We start from the raw sequence: 16,211 nt of genomic DNA on the forward strand, positions 1-16,211 counted from the left end.
CTACTCGGCGGCCAGCCACTCGGCCGCCTCGATGGCGAAGTAGGTGAGGATCCCGTCGGCCCCGGCCCGCTTGAACGCCAGCAGGCTCTCGAGCGCCGTCTGCTGGCGGTCGACCCAGCCGTTCTGCGCGGCGGCCGACAGCATCGCGTACTCGCCGCTCACCTGGTAGGCGTACGTCGGGACGCGGAACTGCTGCTTCACGCGGGCGACAATGTCGAGGTACGGCATGCCCGGCTTGACCATTACCATGTCGGCGCCCTCGGCCAGGTCGAGCGCCACCTCGTGCAACGCCTCGTCGGCGTTGGCGGGGTCCATCTGGTAGGTGCGTTTGTCGCCGCCGCCTAGCGCGCCCGCGCTGCCGACCGCGTCCCGGAACGGTCCGTAGAAGGCGCTGGCGTACTTGGCCGCATAGGACATGGTCAGCACCCGCTCGAACCCACTCTCGTCGAGCGCCAGGCGGATGCCGCCGATGCGGCCGTCCATCATGTCGCTGGGGGCGATGACGTCGCAGCCGGCCTCCGCCTGGACCACGGCCTGGCGGACGAGGGCGTCGAGCGTCGTGTCGTTGTCGACGTAGCCGTCTACCACCAGGCCGTCCTGCCCGTGGCTCGAATAGGGGTCGAGCGCCACATCGGCCACGACGCCCAGCGCTTCGCCGACCTCCTGCTTGACCGCACGGGTGCCGCGGCAGATCAGGTTTTCGGGGTTGAACGCCTCGCGGGCGTCCTCGGTCTTCTTGTCGGCGGGCGTGGCGGGGAAAATCGCGATCGCCGGGATACCGAGGCGGGCCGCGTTGGCGGCGGCCGCCGGCAGCAGGTCGACGCTGAGCCGCTCGACCCCGGGCATCGACGCCACCGGCTCACGCCGGTTCTGGCCCTCGCACACGAACACCGGCCAGATCAGGTCCGCGGCGGTCAGGCGGTGCTCGGCGACCAGCGCGCGTGACCACGCGTTGCGACGCAGGCGCCGCAGGCGGGTGCTGGGGAACGGGCCACGAGATTCGTAGGAGGGCAGCGACATGCGGCGTCATCGGGAATGCGGGGCGGGGATCAGCCTTCCATTATCTGCCCGCCGGCGCCAAAATCTACCGCTCCCTCGCCCCCGGGCCCTCCACACTCCGTTATGTCCGACGCTCCCAAGCCGCCGCCAAAGATCTCTGTCGGCCCGTTCGACTTCACTTCGGTGGGGGTGCGCATCTCTGGAAAGCCCGACATGGCTGCCTGGAAGGGGCCGCTGCAGTTCGCTTTGTGGTGCCAGCGGGCCGGGCCGTGGTGGATCGGCGACCTCCTGAACGCGGGCGAGGACGGTTTCGGCGAGACCTTCTCGCAGATGTGCGAGGGCGCAATCTCGCCCGAGATGATCAACCGGTACGCGTCGGTGGCGCGGCGGGTGCCAATCCAGAACCGCCTGGCGTCGCAGTCGTGGAGCGCCCACGCGGCGGTCGCGCGGCTCGAGGGGTCGCTGCAGCTGCGGTTCCTGAAGAAGGCCGATAAGGAGGGCTGGTCGAGCGAGGAGCTGCGGGTCAAGGTCCGCGACTACATGCGTCGCGACGCCGGTTAGAAGCTAGCGCGACCGCTACCCACGCGACGCGAGCAGCGCCACCAGGGCGATCGCCGCCACGACGGCCGCGGCCGCCGCCAGCCGCGCCGTCGAGACCGTCGGCTTCGCCGGCTTGGCGTTGGCCTTGAGCCGCTCGGTGAGGTTGGGCTCTATAATTGGTTCGTCGCGAGATGCTTCGGAGGCGACTGCCAGGGGCGCTACCTCGCGGCCTTCGATGATCGACTGCAGCGTGTCCCGCGCCTCGGTGGCGCCGGGGCGGTCGGCGGCCTCCTTCGCCAGCAGCCGGGCGACCAGCTTGTCCAACGCGGGCGGGCAGTTCGGGCAGCGGCAGCTCAGCGCTGGCGCCGGCGTGAACAGGTGGTGCTCGAACACCTCGACGACGGTCTCGCCGGTGAACGGGCAGTCGTTGGTGGTCATCATATGCAGCAGGCAGCCGATGGCGTACATGTCGACCGCGCCGGTCAGCTGGTCGTCGCCGCGGACCTGCTCGGGCGCCATGTAGCGGCACGTCCCCACGGTTTGCCCATCGAGCGTTAGGCGGTGGCGGTCGGCGTCGCGGGCCAAGCCGAAGTCGCCGATCTTCACCTGCCCGTCGGAGGTGAGGAACAGGTTGGCCGGCTTGAGGTCGCGGTGCACGACGCCGCGGTCGTGCGCGTGGGCGAGCGCGTCGCACGCCTGGGCGGCGACCTCACACGCCTCGCGCCAGGGCAGCGCGCCCCCCTCGGCCAGCACGTCGTCCAGCGATCCGCTGTCGACCAGCTCCATCGCGATGAACAGCTGGCCGTCGTGGACGCCGCACTCGCGGAACCTGACGATCCCCGGGTGGTCGAGTTTCTCGGCGACCGACGCCTCGCGGACGAATCGCTGCTGCATCGCCTGGTCGTTGGCGACCTGGTCGACCAGCAGCTTGAGCGCGACGGGCTCGTCGGTGTGCACTTGGCGGGCGCGGTAAGCAATGCCGGCTGCGCCCTGGCCGAGGGCCTCGAGGATTTCGTAGTCACCAACCTGATGTTGCGCCATGAGGGCCCCTGCAACCAATCGTGTCGAGGGCGACCTTGCCCTTCTGAATCGCCAGCATCTGGTAGCACGCGTCTGTGATTAGAGCGTGGTGTCGAACTTGGTGGAATCGGAAATCATCTCGAGCGAGATATCTTCCACGGTCTCTTTGGATTTCGACGCGCCGTCAGATTGCGGTCTGCCGTCGGGCAGCGGCGCGTCCTTGCCGCCGCCCGACTTGAGGATCGCCAGCAGCTCCTTGGCGACCGCCTTGGCGTCCGCCGGCCGGCCGGCCGGGGCCTTCGAGACCAGGCTGCTCACCAGCTTGTCGAGTTCAGGGGGGCAGTCGGCGGCGTGCTCGGCCAGGCGCGGCGGCGGGCTCGACAAATGGGCGTCGAACACTTCGGTATGCGACGCCCCGTTGAACATCGGCTCGCCAACAATCATCTGGTAGAGGATGGCGCCTAGTGCGTACAGGTCGACGCTGCCGGTCAGCGGGTCCTCGCAGCGGATCTGCTCGGGCGCCATGTAGCGGCAGGTGCCGATGGCGGCGGCCTCGAGGGTCAGGCGGTGGCGGCCCAGGTCGCGGGCCAGGCCGAAGTCGCCGATCTTGACGCGGCCGTCGTTCGACAGGAACACGTTGGCCGGCTTGAGGTCGCGGTGGATGACGCCGGCGGCGTGCGCGTGGGCCAGCCCCTCGCTGATCTGACCGGCGACCTTGACCGCGGTCCGCCACGGGAACTTGCCGTAGTTCTTCAGGGCCGACTTGAGCGAGCCGCACTCGACCAGCTCCATCACGATAAACAGCTCGTCGTCGTCGATGCCGCACTCGACGAACTTGACGATGTTGGGGTGGTGCAGCTTTTTGAGGACCACCGCCTCGCGGACAAACCGGTTCTGCGTCGAGGGCTTCTCTGCCTCCTCGGGGTGCAGCACCTTCATGGCGAACCGCTCGCCCGTTTCGGGGCGTCGGACCAGGTGCACCGCCCCCGCGGCGCCCTGTCCTAGGGTGTGCACCACCTCGTAGCCACCAATCGATTGCGTCGCCATTGTCGCCCCAGTGTGTCGGTCGGTCCGCCGGACCCGGCGCTCACTTTATACAGTCAGGGCAGGTCGCCGGCAAATTTGTGCGACGCGGCGACCCGCGCTCGCGGCGGTCAACTCAGGGAATGAATTGCGAACGATAGCTAGACAAACACGTCGGTGAACTCGAACCGCCCCCCGTCGAACAGGCCCTTGTCGCTGAGCTTCAGCGCCGGGATCACCAAGAGCGCCATGAACGACAGCGTCATGTACGGCGCCCGCAGCGGCGAGCCCCACGTCTTCACCATCGCGTCGAGCTTGCCGTAGGCGGCCCCCACGCTCTGGCAGTCGCCGGTCGCCATCAGGCCAGCCACCGGCAGCGGCTGCGACAAGGATTGGTCGTCCGACGAGCAGGCGGCGCTCAGCCCGCCGCCGTCGCGCATCACCAGGTTGATCGCCGCCGCCAGGTCTTCGTCGGAGACCCCGACCGCGATCACGTTGTGCGAGTCGTGCGCCACGCTCGAGGCGATCGCGCCCCGGGTCAGGCCAAAGTTCTTGACAAACGCCACCGCCGGGTCGGCCTCCGCGTAGCGGTTGACGACCACCATCTTCAGCACGTCCGACCCGACGTCGGACACCGCTGCGCCGTCGACCACCTTGGCGGGCGACTCGACGCAGCCGGTCACCAGCTGGCCGTCCTCGGCCGCGATGACGCGGACGGTTTCGCCCGCCGCCTCGAGGCGAAGATCGCCGGGCGTGATCTCCCGGGTCTCAAACTTGTTGGCGACTTCTACCGGCGGGCTCGGCAGGGTGGTCGCGCCGTGCTCGGCGACCAGCCGCCCATCGATCCAGGTCCGCAGCACGTTGACTTCGGTGAGCGACTCGACCTCGATGAAGTCCGCCGGGTCGCCGACACGCAGCTGACCGACCTCGAGGCTGTAGTGCTGCACCGGGGTGACGCACGCCGCCTGCAGGGCGTCGTACGCGTCGACCCCGCCGGCCACCGCGCGGGCGACCAGCTTGTTGATGTGCCCAACCAGCAGTTCGTCGGGGTGTTTGTCGTCGCTGCAGAGCATGGTCATGCCCGGTTGCTCGCCGATCAGCGTGTAGAGCGCGTCGAAGTTGCGGGCGGCGGAGCCCTCGCGGATCGAAATCTTGCAGCCGGCGGCCAGCTTGTCGAGCGCCTCGTCCTTGGTGAAGCACTCGTGGTCGGTGGTCATGCCGGCCGCCACGTAGCGGGCGGCCTCGTCGCCCCGGAGGCCGGGGGCGTGCCCGTCGACCGGCTTGCCGCGCTTCTTCGCGGCTTCGATCTTGGCCAGGCACTCGGGGTCGCCATTCAACACGCCGGGGAAGTTCATCATCTCGCTGAGGTAGACGATCCGCGGGTCGTCGAGGAGCCGCTCGACCTGCTCGACGGTGATGGCGGCGCCGGCGGTCTCGAAAGGGGTGGCCGGCACGCAGCTCGGGGCGCCAAAGTAGAACTTGAAGGGCGACTGCTGGGCGTTCGCCAGCATGTACTCGACCCCGGCGACGCCGAGCACGTTGCCGATCTCGTGCGGGTCGCTCACTGTGGCGACCGTGCCGTGCACCACCGCCGCCCGGGCGAACTCGGTGGGGACTAGCATCGAGCTCTCGACGTGAACGTGCGCGTCGACGAAGCCGGGCAGCAGGAACGTTGCAGGGGCGTCGGGCGCCGGATGGATGGCGGCGATCCGCCCGTCGCGCACTTCGACGCGGACCGGTCGGCAGGCCCGCTCTGCGATGTCGACAAGTTGGCCTGAGACTTCAAAATCTGCCATCGCTGCTATCACCTTTGCGGCGGTTGCGTATGTGGACTGGGGGACCGGGCAATATGGCGGAATTACGGGGCAGCGTCGACCCACTTGGGCGTCGCTGCTGGGAGTAAAACTTTTCCGGTTGCATCGACTTTTCTGCAAGTGCCGGCGATCCGCGGGACGATACCAATAGCCAAGCAGTGTTCCAGGGGGGCCTGGCGCAACGCGACGCGCACCTGCTGCGCAGTCCGACCGCCGTATGACCCCCCGAGGAATCACCATGCGTTTCCGAATCGCCTTAGCACTATTAGTACTCTCAACGAGCGTCCCCTCCGCGCGAGCCGAGCTCGTCTGGCAGGGCGCCGGCCAAGGCGCGGCGACCGAGGAATCCTCGGCCGCAACCCGCTCTACTGCACGCTTCCAGCGCCCTTCGGTCGCGCAGCGGGCGAAACGCGTCACCCCTCAAGAGCCGGCGCAGCTGCCGACCCGCGAGGCCGCTCCGCTGGCTAAGCAGAGCCAAGCTCAGGCGCCGACCGGCAGCCAGGGCGGCGCCGGGTACGTCTCGCAGGCGAGCCACACGAACCGCACCGCCGCACGTGTCCGACAGGCCCGTGTCATGCAGGCATCTGAGGAGAGCGTGATGGCTCCCCGGCCGAATGCCCCCAGCGTCATGTCCTCCGGCCCCGTCTACGAAACCCAAGAGGTCTACGACCCCACGATCGAGATGCACAGCGGCATGGCCTACGGGGCCGACTGTGGCTGTGGCGACCCGAGTTGTGGCTTCGCCGAGCCGGGCTGCGGCTTTGTTGAGCCCGGCTGCGGGTGTGTGGACGGCTGCTGCGAGATGCCGAGCTGTGGGTACCCCACGGACGACTGCTGCTGCGGCGAGGTCGGTTGCGGCGGCGCTTGCTGCGACGCCCCCTGCCTGGGCGGTTGCGCCGAGCGTGGCGCCATCCCGCTCTGCATCTACATCCCGCCGATCAAGGAGTTCACTGCGTTCGGTGGCGTGCACGGCTTCAAGGGCCCGCTCGACGAGTACCGCGACCACGGCAACTTCGGCTTCCACGAAGGCTTCAATATGGGCGGCAAGATGGCGTGGATCCCGTGGCCAGGCCTCGGCTACCAGGTCGGCTACCAGGCGGTGCACAGCCAGCTGCACGGCAGCTCGGAGAACCCGCTCTACGACGGCTCGCACACGCAGCACTTCCTGACCGCGGGCCTTTTCCGCCGCAGCAAGGTCGGCTTCCAGTACGGCGTCGTCTACGACATGCTGCGTGACGAGCGGATCGAGTCGACCAGCTTCCACCAGGTGCGTGGCCAGATCAGCGTGATCAACCCGAAGTGCCATGAGATCGGCTTCTCGTTCGCCGCGAGCAGCGACTCGGAGCAGCTCGACGGCACCATCGGCACGGTCACCACCACGCGGACCTACCAGCCGATCGACCAGTACCTCGGCTTCTGGAAGTACCACAGCTGCGGCGGAGGCGAGTTCAGCCTGTACGGCGGCGGTGGCGGTGGCTACGGCATCTTCGGCGGCGAGGTGTTCGCCCCGCTGAACGACAGCTGGTCGCTGCAGACCGGATTCACCTACCTGTCGCCCGGCGGCTCCTCGGCGACCGACGCCCAGGAAGAGGGCTGGAACCTCGGCATGAACCTGGTGTGGCACTACGGCTGCAGCGCGAAGCGGTTCTACAAGAGCCCCTGGCGACCAATGTTCAACGTCGCCGACAACGGCTCGTTCTTCGTCGACGACGTCGACTGATATCGCAGGCAGCACGGCGCCAAACAATCGATCTCAACAGCCCACCCCGCAAGGGGTGGGTTTTTTCGTACCCAGGTTTTGTCCCACCACTGCGATCAGCCGAGGACAAAAGTCGCCACCGCTCGAAACACGGCGGCGCCGATTCGTACCGCTATGTCAGGCCTATCGTGACACTGGCCGTGTCGAGTAATTGGACTTTTGTCCCCAATTCCGCGTAATCGATTCCTAGGGACAAAAGGCACCGCCGACCGTGGGCCTTCGCCCGTGTAAGTCGTTTCAGGTTGTGGAGTTGTGACATTCGCCTCCGGATCGACGGGGCGACTTCTGTCCGAGTGTGCGCACAGCGGGGGACAAAGCCCGTCGTGGTTGATGACTTGTGGTTTGTGGCTGACGCCGCCATCCAGCGCCACACCGCTAGCCATCCGTCACTGCCCGCCAACCCCTAATTAGAGGGCCCCCTCGGACCGCTCGCTACAACAATCCGCGGAGAATCACCGATTGGGTCGGCGTCACTCGGTGTGCTTCCAGCCGGCCGCCTCTTCGCCGTCGAGCCGCAGTGTGAGGCACTTCGCGCTGCCGCCCGCCTTAACGAATTCGCCCAGCGGGGTGGCGATCGCCGTGTAGCCGTGCGCGCGGAGGTTCTCGTGCAGCTTTGGGCAGCCGGCGTTGGTCACCACCGTCTTGCCGACGACCACCGCGTTGCACGCGAACGACCGGGCCTCGTCCTCGGCGACCGGGATCAGCGTGCCGATGTTCGCCTCCAGCACCTTCTGGCCGTACTCGTCAAACGCGCCGGGAAAGTAGATCGCCTGGTCCTCGGCCAACGGGCAGAAGCAGGTGTCGAGGTGGTAGTAGTACGGGTCGGCTAGCTCCAGCGGCAGCACCCGCACGCCGAGCACCTCTCCAATCTTCTGGTGCCCGCCGGCGTCGCTCCGCATGCGGTAGCCGGCGTAGAGTGTGTCGCCACAGAACAGCGCATCGCCGGCGCCCTCGAAGCTCAGCTCCGCGGGCGGGTCGAACACCTCAAAGCCATCGCCCTCGAGCCAGGCGCGGTCGAGCGGCGTCTCGCCCTGCCGCTGCGGGTGCTTGAACCGGGCCACGATCGCCTGCCGCCGGTAGACCATCGCCGCATTGGCGGTGAACACCAGGTCGGGCAGCCCTTTGACCGGCGTCATCACCTCGATCGATGCCCCGGCCAACTCGAGCGCCGCCCGCAGCGCGTCCCACTGCTCGCCGGCCAGCGTGTGGTCGGCCTGCCGCTCGGTGCTCATCCACGGGTTGATCTCGTACTCGATGCCGTAGAACAGCGGCGGGCACATGAGGATGCGGGCGCCCATAGGAACCGGCCTCTTGGGGTGTGTGTTGCCAAGTTTCACCGGCGCCAACAGATGGCGGATCGCACCGGCTTTGAGTGGTTCGCGGAGAATTGCATACTGAGTGGGCCTGCGGTGCTTGAGAGTTCAGTTACCGACCGCTAGGATCCGGCTACCCGCCTCTTCGCAGTTATTAGGACCGCCGGAGTGGCCGTGTTGGTTCGGAACCGGACTATTCCTACGTACCTGAGCGAGAGAGCCTAATGCAGCCTGTAGAATCTCGGATCGTCATGATTGTCGCAATCGTGGTTTGCCTGCTCGCGCCGGAGGCGAACTCCGCAACGGTGACCGATCTGGTTGGGGACAAGGACGGCTTTGGCGTTCCGGGGGCGCCGGCGACGCCGGCCGATGGCGTGCTGTGGCGTGACGACTTGGGGGGAATCTTCTTTACTGACTACCGGGACGCCGACGACTTGGCCGACGCGCCTTTCACGGACATTTGGCAGGCCCCGGGCAGCGTAAGCTACTCGCACAGCTACGCGTTAGGGGGCATGCAGGCGTTGCAAGCGACGCTCCAGCTGCAGATCGCAGGAATCGCTGATGTCGACGGTCCTTATCAGGTCTCGGTTAATTCGATTGTTATTGGTCAGATTGATGCGAACGCTGCGGCCAACGCGTTTCAAGAAGTCAAGCTGTACTCATTCAACATACCGGTTGCGTTGATCAACGGGAGTGACGCGATCGAAGTGAGCGCTTCTCAGGGCGACGGCAACATCTTCAATTTCTCTGAGTTGATAGTCCGAACCGTTCCTGAGCCTACTGCGTTGGCCTTATCTGCGTTGGTGCTGGGGAGCTACGGAGTCGCGACGCGGCGGCGAATTGAATTCCGACGGTCTGCCTAGGACTGTGCAGCCGCATCGGTCAATGAAATGGTGAGGCGTGCGCTCACTGCCCACTCGTTTTCCATACTTCCTCGACCAGCGACCGCAAGAACGGCTCGACGTCGGTCACCAGGCCGACCGTCTGGAAGCTGCCGCGGTCGCTCAGCTTAATGACGGTCGACGGGTTGATGTCGACGCACACCACTTTGACCCACGCCGGCAGCAGGTTGCCGACCGCGATCGAGTGCAGCGTGGTGGCGATCATTAGGCAGAACGTGACGTCGCGGACCGCTTCGCGCATCTGACGCTGGGCGTCGAGCACGTCAGTGATGACGTCGGGCAGGGGGCCGTCGTCGCGGATGCTGCCGGCCAGCAGGAACTCCACGTTGTTCTTCACGCAGTCGTGCATCACTCCCGAGGTGATCAGGCCCTGGTCGACGGCCGCGGCGATCGAGCCCACCCGGCGGATCCGGTTGATGGCCCGCAGGTGGTGCTCGTGGCCCGCCTCGGCGATGCGGGCGTCGTCGAGGTGCACGCCGAGGCTGGTGCCGAACATCGCCTGCTCGATGTCGTGGGTCGCCAGGGCGTTGCCGGCGAACAGCTTGTGCACGTAGCCGCCGCGGATCAGCTCCGACAGCAGCGGGCCGCTGCCGGTGTGCACAATCGCTGGCCCGCCGACGATCAGCGTCTTGCCGCCGCCGGCTTGGTTGTCACGCAGCAGCTCAGCGATCTGGCGTACCTGGCCAGCCTTCGGTTTCTCGGTCGACACGGCGCTGTTCATGAACGCGAACGCGTGCTCGCCGGCGTCGCCCCGGTCGGGCGGGAAGACCCGCACGCCGGCGTGGCCGACGATCACCTTGTCGCCAACATTGACTTCGGACATCGGCACGCACCGCGGGCGGTCGTCCTTGCCGACGACCACGCCGCAGTCCATCTCCTGGTCGGCGACCTCGACCCACTGGCCGCCGAGCCGGACCTCGGTCCGCTGGTTGGTTGACGAGTAGAACCCCTCGGGCAGCACGCCGGCCTGCCCGACCGGCTCGGTCTGGCAGTCGATGCTGTGCACCGGCACGGCGCCGTGGTCGGAAATAGCGGCCAGGATCGCCTGCAGGGCTTCATCGGTGGCCGCTCGGACCTCGATCAGCGCCCGGCTGGGGTCGGATCGCCCCTGGCCGATGGCGATTGACTTGATCTTGAACGTCCCGCCGCCGGTAGTGATCGTGTCGAGCACCTTGGGCAGAATCAGGCTGTCGATGATGTGGCCCGCGACCTCGACTTCTTCGACGTGGGTCGCTTCGGCGGCGTGGGGGCTGGAGTCGCCCATGGCAGAGGTCTCCTTTCCGAACAGATTGCGCAGATTGCCAGCTCGGCCGGGCCCGGGTCCGACTTCCTGAACGGGCCTCAAACCCCTATAATACAAAATCTTACGTCTTTTTGGCGCTCGCGGAGAGGGCGCCGTGACTGGCAGAACGCCGAAACGCAGCCAACCGAAGTACATGAGCGATCAAAACAAGAGCAACTGGGACGACCTGGCCAGCGAACTCGGCGCCCAGCCCCAGCCCGAAGTCGAGCAGCCCGCAGAGCAAAGCTCTGCTGCTAGCGCTCCTTCGCCGTCCTATGAAGAAGTGGAGTACGAGGAGCCGACCCGCCCCGCCGCGGGGTGGGACTCGCTTCTAGGTGACTTCGGCATCGACGCGCCCGCCCCAAAGGCCGCCGCTCCAACGCCGCCGCCAGCAGTTGCCGAGCCGCCGGCGCCCGTGGCGGCAGAAAAGCCCGCCAAGCCAGAGCCGGCCGCGCCGGAGCCGGTTCAAGAGATCCCGACGAACGCGTTCGCCGCAGGTCCCGAGCTACCGGCGCCCGAGCCACCGGCGCCCGCAGCCGAGGTAGTTGACGAAGTGACGGAAGAGCCCGTTGCCTCGCAGCCCGAGCAGGCAGAACCCGCCACGGATCAGGCGACCGAAGCCGCCGAGCAGTCGGAGCAGGCCGAGCCCGCCCCCAGCAAGTGGGACCTGGCGCCCAAGTCGCAGCTGTCGCTGCCAGACTGGTTCCCGTTTGCCGGCAAGCGATCCAAGGCCCCCGTGGCCCCGCCCGAACCGCCGGCGGAGAGCCCGGCCGAGGGTGTTGTCGAGCCGGCCGCCGCTCAGCGGCCCGCCGAAGAGCCCGCCCCGGCGGAAATCAAGGCAAAGTCGGAGCCCTCCCAATCAGAGCCCCCCATATCAGAGTCAGTGACCGACGCCCCGCTTGCTGACGAGAGGGCGGGCAATGACAACTCCGGTGAAGAGCAGCCCGCCGAGGGAGAGGAGGGTGGCGAGGAGCGTCCCCGCCGCCGCCGCCGACGCCGTGGACGCCGCCGTCGCTCGTCCGCGACGCCTGTCGACACCGCCACCACCGCCGAAGAAGAAGCCGCCGAGGCGGTCGATGAGAGCTTCGCCGCGCTCGGCGAGACCGAGGAAGCCGACGAGGCGGACGAGGTCGACAATCGGGCGGTCGACGATTCGGACGAGTCCGACGACGACCACGACGACGGCGCCACCCCCAAACACCGGAGTGTCCCGTCGTGGGGTGACGCGATTTCGGTGGTTGTCGACTCGAATATCGCCCATCGCTCCGAACGCAAGAAGTTCACCGTCCGCAGCAGCGGGGGCGGTCGCGGGCGCCGCGGCGGCCGGCGTCGCAAGAAGCCGACCAGCTAGTCGGCGGCGAGAAACGCTAGCCGAAACGCGGGCTTTCTCTGCGGCGGTCCCCACCGCGGGGGGGCCGCCGGCCAATCTCTGATACCCGCATCCGGCGGGCCGCGACGCCCGTTTGACCCGCGGATTCCGGCGTTCTGCCGCCGCGCCGCCGCCAACTTTGTCAGGAAGTTGGGAAGTCGGTGTTGCCCGCTGTGTAATTCCGATTGATACTTTAGGTGAGTGAGGTCGCGTCTGCCGGCATGGTTTCGCCGGCGCCGCCCACGCTCGCCAGCGACGATTCCCCACCTTCCGCTCTTTGCCAATTTCGCCCTCGGGCGTTTCTAAGAGTCGCGACGGGAGCCTCGTTTGCCCCCCCCGCGCCGGGCGGATCCTCTCTCCGCTCCCCTCTGCCGCACGCCCGCCGCTGTGCGCCCGCCGCGTTTCGATTGGGGTCGCACCGCGTGGCCACCCACTGGCGGGCGCGTTGACTGAGTGCGAATGGTTGGTGCGTTTCAAGCGAACGGATTGCATGAACGCGCGAACCAAGGGGCGGCTGTGCCGCTCTGTCTTCGCTGCGTTCTTATCGGAATACCTTGGGTCATTCGCTTCATAATCCAGGAGTTCGCGCGGCATGGACAACGGACGCAGCATTATCGAACTAGTCGCCCAGCGGCAGGACCGAGACCAGTTCCGACGCAAGAACTGGGTCGGGACCTTCGAGGAGTACCTGAACCTGGTCAGGGAGAACCCGCAGGTCACGCGCACCGCGTACCAGCGGCTGTACGACATGATCTTGTCGTACGGGGTCGAGACCATCGAGACCCGCCGCGAGAAGCACCTGCACTACAAGTTCTTCGACGACCCCGACGGCGACGGCCACGACGCGGTGTTCGGGCTCCGCCGGCCGCTCAAGGACCTGGTCAACGCGCTCAAGAGCGCCGCCAACGGCTACGGCATCGAACGCCGCGTGCTGCTGCTGCACGGCCCGGTCGGCAGCAGCAAGAGCACGATCGCGCGGCTGCTGAAGAAGGGGCTCGAGCGGTACAGCGCCACCGACGCCGGCGCGCTGTACACCCTCGGCTGGGTCGACGAGGACGAGCCGGACGACCCGGCCAAGATCCAGTGGTGCCCGATGAACGAGGAGCCGCTGCACCTGATCCCGACCCGCTTCCGGGCCGATGTCGAGGCCCAGCTCAACGCCGGCCGCGGCGAGGACGACTACCACGTCCGGGTCGACGGTTTCCTCGACCCGTACTGCCGGTTCATCTACCAGCAGCGGCTGAAGCACTACGACGGCGACTGGACCCGACTGGTGCAGGACATCCGCGTCAAGCGGGTGATCCTCAGCGAGAAGGACCGCGTCGGGATCGGCACCTTCCAGCCGAAGGACGAGAAGAACCAGGACGCCACCGAGCTGACCGGCGACATCAACTACCGCAAGATCGCCGAGTACGGCAGCGACTCCGACCCGCGGGCGTTCAACTTCGACGGCGAGTTCAACATCGCCAACCGCGGCATCATCGAGTTTGTCGAGGTGCTGAAGCTCGACGTGGCGTTCCTGTACGACCTCTTGGGCGCCAGCCAGGAGCACCGCATCAAGCCGAAGAAGTTTGCCCAGACCGACATCGACGAGGTGATCATCGGCCACACCAACGAGCCGGAGTACCGCCGCCTGCAGAGCAACGAGTTTATGGAGGCCCTCCGCGACCGCACGGTGAAGATCGACGTGCCGTACGTCACGACCCTCAACAACGAGATCCGCATCTACGAGAAGGACTACAACAACCAGACCGTCCGCGGCAAGCACATCGCCCCGCACACGATCGAGATGGCGGCCATGTGGGCCGTGCTGACGCGGCTCGAGGAGCCGAAGCACGCGGGCCTGACCAGGCTGCAGAAGATGAAGCTCTACAACGGCAAGACCCTGCCCGGGTTCACCGACGAGAACATCAACGAGCTCCGCGAGCAGGCGACCACCGAGGGGATGATCGGCATCTCGCCGCGGTACGTGCAGGACAAGCTGTCCAACGCGTTGGTGGCCCACCCCGAGTCGCACAGCATCAACCCGTTTATGGTGCTCAACGAGCTCGAGACCGGCCTCAAGCACCACAGCCTGATCAACAACGAGGAGACCAAGCAGGAGTACCGCGACCTCCTCGGTGTGGTAAAGGAGGAGTACACCAATATCGTCAAGAACGAGGTCCAACGCGCCATCGCCGCCGACGAGGACGCCCTCACCCGGCTGTGCGCCAACTACATCGACAGCGTCAAGGCGTACACGCAGCGCGAGAAGGTGAAGAACAAGTTTACCGGCGAGTACGAGGAGCCGGACGAGCGGTTGATGCGAGGCATCGAAGAGAAGATCGACATCCCCGACTCCCGCAAGGACGACTTCCGCCGCGAGATCATGAACTACATCGGCGCGTTGTCGATCGACGGCAAGAAGTTCGACTTCCGCAGCAACGAACGCCTGCACAAGGCGCTCGAGCTGAAGCTGTTCGAGGACCAGAAGGACTCGATCAAGCTGACCAGCCTGGTGTCGAACGTCGTGGACACGGACACCCAGCAAAAGATCGACATCGTCAAGGGCCGCCTGATCCGCGATTTCGGCTACGACGACGAGTCCGCCACGGATGTGCTGCAGTACGTGGCCAGCATTTTCGCTCGGGGCGATGCGAAGAAGGAGGATTAGTAAGCGACCGCCGCGTAGCGGCGCACCGTGGTCCCCTCCCCGGCAGGGGGAGGGGCTAGGGGAGGGGGTTGGCCCCACGAGCAAGCCCAACCCGAGCAGGCAGCCCAACCCGTGCGGGGTGGGATCGTTTGAACCAACCGAAGCCGTCCCACCCCTGGCGGGGTGGGCTGAGGGAATATGCCACTCGACATCGAACGTGACCAACGCCGCTTCAAGGAGATCGTCCGCGGTCGCCTGCGGAAGAATCTCCGCAAGTACGTCACGCAGGGCGAGATGATGGGCCGCAAGGGCAAGGACCTCGTGTCGATCCCGATCCCGTCGCTCGACGTGCCGCGGTTTAAGTTTGGCGACAACGGCGCCGGCGGCGTCGGCACGGGCGAGGGCGAGGAGGGCCAGCCGGTCGGCAAGGGGGGCCAGCCGCAGGGCGGGCCCGGCGAGGCCGGCAGCGACCCCGGCAGCGAGCACTTCATGGAGGTCGACGTCAGCCTCGACGAGCTGGCCGAGATCCTTGGCGACGAACTCGAGCTCCCCCGCATCCTGCCCAAGGGCGACGCCAGCCTGCAGGACGAGAAGTCCAAGTACGACAGCATCCGTTCGACCGGCCCCGAGTCGCTGCGTCACAAGAAGCGGACCTACCTCAAGGCGCTAAAGCGACAGATCTCGACCGGCGAGTACACTCCCGACGACCCGCGGGTGGTGCCGATCAAGTCGGACAAGCAGTATCGCAGCTGGAGCACCATCCAGCACCCCGAGGTCAATGCGGTGATCATCTACGTGATGGACGTCTCCGGCAGCATGACCGACGACCAGAAAGAGATCGTCCGCACCGAGGCGTTCTGGATCGACACCTGGCTCGGCAGCCAATACAAGGGGATCGAAAAGCGCTACATCATTCACGACGCCGTGGCCAAGGAGGTCGACGAGCACACCTTCTACCACACCCGGGAGTCCGGCGGCACACGGATCTCCAGCGCCTACAAGGTGTGCGCCGACCTGATCGAGAAGGACTTCCCGCCGGCCGACTGGAACATCTACGTGTTCCAGTTCTCCGACGGCGACAACTGGGGCGAGGACAACGAGAAGGCGTTCAGCGAGCTGGGCGACCGCATCCTGCCGCACGTGAACCTGTACGCTTACGGCCAGGTCGAGTCGCCCTACGGCAGCGGCGAGTTCCTCGGCCGCCTGAAGAGCCGCTTCGGCGAGAGCCACGAGGCGATCGTCACCAGCGAGATCGAGGACAAGGACGCGATCTACGAGTCGATCAAGACCTTCCTAGGTAAAGGGAAGTAATGAACCAAGCCAACCCAATGACAGCCCACCCCGCCAGGGGTGGGACCGACGGAGTGTGAACAGTAGGAAGCAGAGTGAACAGAGAGATGGGGCGACGTTTGCTAGCAAGCCTCTGCTCTCTCTGCTTCCTTCTGTTAAACAGAACTTGAACAGTCGTAACCGAAGAGAACGAGGTGCATCTTGCTCGTTCGTTTGAGAGCTCTAGGTAGTTCAGTCCCACCCCTGGCGGGGTGGGCTGCCAGGTAGT

Annotated in this window: 12 protein-coding genes; 6 read left to right on the top strand and 6 right to left on the bottom strand. The window is 66.5% G+C overall.

The window, feature by feature from the left end; all coding sequences use genetic code 11:
* A complete protein-coding gene (gene hemB / locus Pla123a_RS15105) occupies window positions 1-1,020 on the bottom strand; it encodes a porphobilinogen synthase (protein WP_146588411.1) in 1,020 nt (339 codons plus the stop codon).
* Window positions 1,021-1,122: 102 nt separating this feature from the next.
* Here hemB and Pla123a_RS15110 point away from each other — a divergent pair, with 102 nt between their 5' ends.
* Complete coding sequence (locus Pla123a_RS15110) at window positions 1,123-1,560, top strand: hypothetical protein (RefSeq protein WP_146588413.1); 438 nt, start codon at window positions 1,123-1,125, stop codon at window positions 1,558-1,560.
* A gap of 15 nt (window positions 1,561-1,575) precedes the next feature.
* Here the strand turns inward: Pla123a_RS15110 and Pla123a_RS15115 are convergent, their stop codons facing one another.
* The 3 genes from Pla123a_RS15115 to ade form a co-directional block, all read right to left on the bottom strand.
* Window positions 1,576-2,580, bottom strand: a complete 1,005-nt coding sequence (locus Pla123a_RS15115) for a serine/threonine-protein kinase (protein ID WP_146588415.1) — start codon at window positions 2,578-2,580, stop codon at window positions 1,576-1,578.
* A gap of 78 nt (window positions 2,581-2,658) precedes the next feature.
* The gene (locus Pla123a_RS15120) at window positions 2,659-3,606 is read right to left on the bottom strand and encodes a serine/threonine protein kinase (protein WP_146588417.1); all 948 of its coding nucleotides are present in this window, start codon (window positions 3,604-3,606) and stop codon (window positions 2,659-2,661) included.
* Between the two features lie 137 nt (window positions 3,607-3,743).
* Window positions 3,744-5,378, bottom strand: a complete 1,635-nt coding sequence (ade, locus tag Pla123a_RS15125) for an adenine deaminase (protein WP_146588419.1) — start codon at window positions 5,376-5,378, stop codon at window positions 3,744-3,746.
* 256 nt (window positions 5,379-5,634) lie between these two features.
* Between ade and Pla123a_RS15130 the strand changes: the two genes are divergently transcribed.
* Window positions 5,635-7,116: a DUF6666 family protein gene (locus Pla123a_RS15130; RefSeq protein WP_146588420.1), complete on the top strand. Its 1,482-nt coding sequence runs from the start codon at window positions 5,635-5,637 to the stop codon at window positions 7,114-7,116.
* A gap of 509 nt (window positions 7,117-7,625) precedes the next feature.
* Here Pla123a_RS15130 and Pla123a_RS15135 read toward each other — a convergent pair.
* A complete protein-coding gene (locus Pla123a_RS15135) occupies window positions 7,626-8,453 on the bottom strand; it encodes a dimethylarginine dimethylaminohydrolase family protein (RefSeq protein ID WP_146588422.1) in 828 nt (275 codons plus the stop codon).
* Between the two features lie 281 nt (window positions 8,454-8,734).
* Here Pla123a_RS15135 and Pla123a_RS15140 point away from each other — a divergent pair, with 281 nt between their 5' ends.
* Window positions 8,735-9,331 (top strand): hypothetical protein, encoded by a 597-nt coding sequence (locus Pla123a_RS15140; RefSeq protein WP_197527993.1) that lies wholly within the window; start codon window positions 8,735-8,737, stop codon window positions 9,329-9,331.
* 43 nt (window positions 9,332-9,374) lie between these two features.
* Here Pla123a_RS15140 and Pla123a_RS15145 read toward each other — a convergent pair whose 3' ends face one another.
* On the bottom strand, window positions 9,375-10,634 hold the full coding sequence (locus tag Pla123a_RS15145; protein ID WP_146588426.1) for an ornithine cyclodeaminase: 1,260 nt from the start codon (window positions 10,632-10,634) through the stop codon (window positions 9,375-9,377).
* 172 nt (window positions 10,635-10,806) lie between these two features.
* Between Pla123a_RS15145 and Pla123a_RS15150 the strand changes: the two genes are divergently transcribed.
* From Pla123a_RS15150 to Pla123a_RS15160, 3 genes are all read left to right on the top strand, one after another.
* Window positions 10,807-12,003, top strand: a complete 1,197-nt coding sequence (locus Pla123a_RS15150) for a hypothetical protein (RefSeq protein WP_146588428.1) — start codon at window positions 10,807-10,809, stop codon at window positions 12,001-12,003.
* A 610-nt stretch (window positions 12,004-12,613) separates the two neighbouring features.
* Window positions 12,614-14,674 carry a PrkA family serine protein kinase gene (locus Pla123a_RS15155; RefSeq protein ID WP_146588430.1) on the top strand — a complete coding sequence of 687 codons (2,061 nt, stop codon included), beginning with the start codon at window positions 12,614-12,616 and terminating at the stop codon, window positions 14,672-14,674.
* A gap of 177 nt (window positions 14,675-14,851) precedes the next feature.
* Entirely contained in the window at window positions 14,852-15,964 is a 1,113-nt protein-coding gene (locus Pla123a_RS15160; RefSeq protein WP_146588432.1) for a DUF444 family protein, read from the top strand.
* Window positions 15,965-16,211: the final 247 nt, after the last annotated feature.

It is taken from the genome of Posidoniimonas polymericola, assembly GCF_007859935.1.
In the GTDB taxonomy this organism is placed as follows: domain Bacteria; phylum Planctomycetota; class Planctomycetia; order Pirellulales; family Lacipirellulaceae; genus Posidoniimonas; species Posidoniimonas polymericola.

What these genes read in the sequence shown, in the direction of transcription:
- hemB (WP_146588411.1), bottom strand. Translation starts at nt 1,020, where the DNA reads ATGTCGCTGCCCTCCTACGAATCTCGTGGCCCGTTCCCCAGCACCCGC.
- Pla123a_RS15110 (WP_146588413.1), top strand. Translation starts at nt 1,123, where the DNA reads ATGTCCGACGCTCCCAAGCCGCCGCCAAAGATCTCTGTCGGCCCGTTC.
- Pla123a_RS15115 (WP_146588415.1), bottom strand. Translation starts at nt 2,580, where the DNA reads ATGGCGCAACATCAGGTTGGTGACTACGAAATCCTCGAGGCCCTCGGC.
- Pla123a_RS15120 (WP_146588417.1), bottom strand. Translation starts at nt 3,606, where the DNA reads ATGGCGACGCAATCGATTGGTGGCTACGAGGTGGTGCACACCCTAGGA.
- ade (WP_146588419.1), bottom strand. Translation starts at nt 5,378, where the DNA reads ATGGCAGATTTTGAAGTCTCAGGCCAACTTGTCGACATCGCAGAGCGG.
- Pla123a_RS15130 (WP_146588420.1), top strand. Translation starts at nt 5,635, where the DNA reads ATGCGTTTCCGAATCGCCTTAGCACTATTAGTACTCTCAACGAGCGTC.
- Pla123a_RS15135 (WP_146588422.1), bottom strand. Translation starts at nt 8,453, where the DNA reads ATGGGCGCCCGCATCCTCATGTGCCCGCCGCTGTTCTACGGCATCGAG.
- Pla123a_RS15145 (WP_146588426.1), bottom strand. Translation starts at nt 10,634, where the DNA reads ATGGGCGACTCCAGCCCCCACGCCGCCGAAGCGACCCACGTCGAAGAA.
- Pla123a_RS15150 (WP_146588428.1), top strand. Translation starts at nt 10,807, where the DNA reads ATGAGCGATCAAAACAAGAGCAACTGGGACGACCTGGCCAGCGAACTC.
- Pla123a_RS15155 (WP_146588430.1), top strand. Translation starts at nt 12,614, where the DNA reads ATGGACAACGGACGCAGCATTATCGAACTAGTCGCCCAGCGGCAGGAC.
- Pla123a_RS15160 (WP_146588432.1), top strand. Translation starts at nt 14,852, where the DNA reads ATGCCACTCGACATCGAACGTGACCAACGCCGCTTCAAGGAGATCGTC.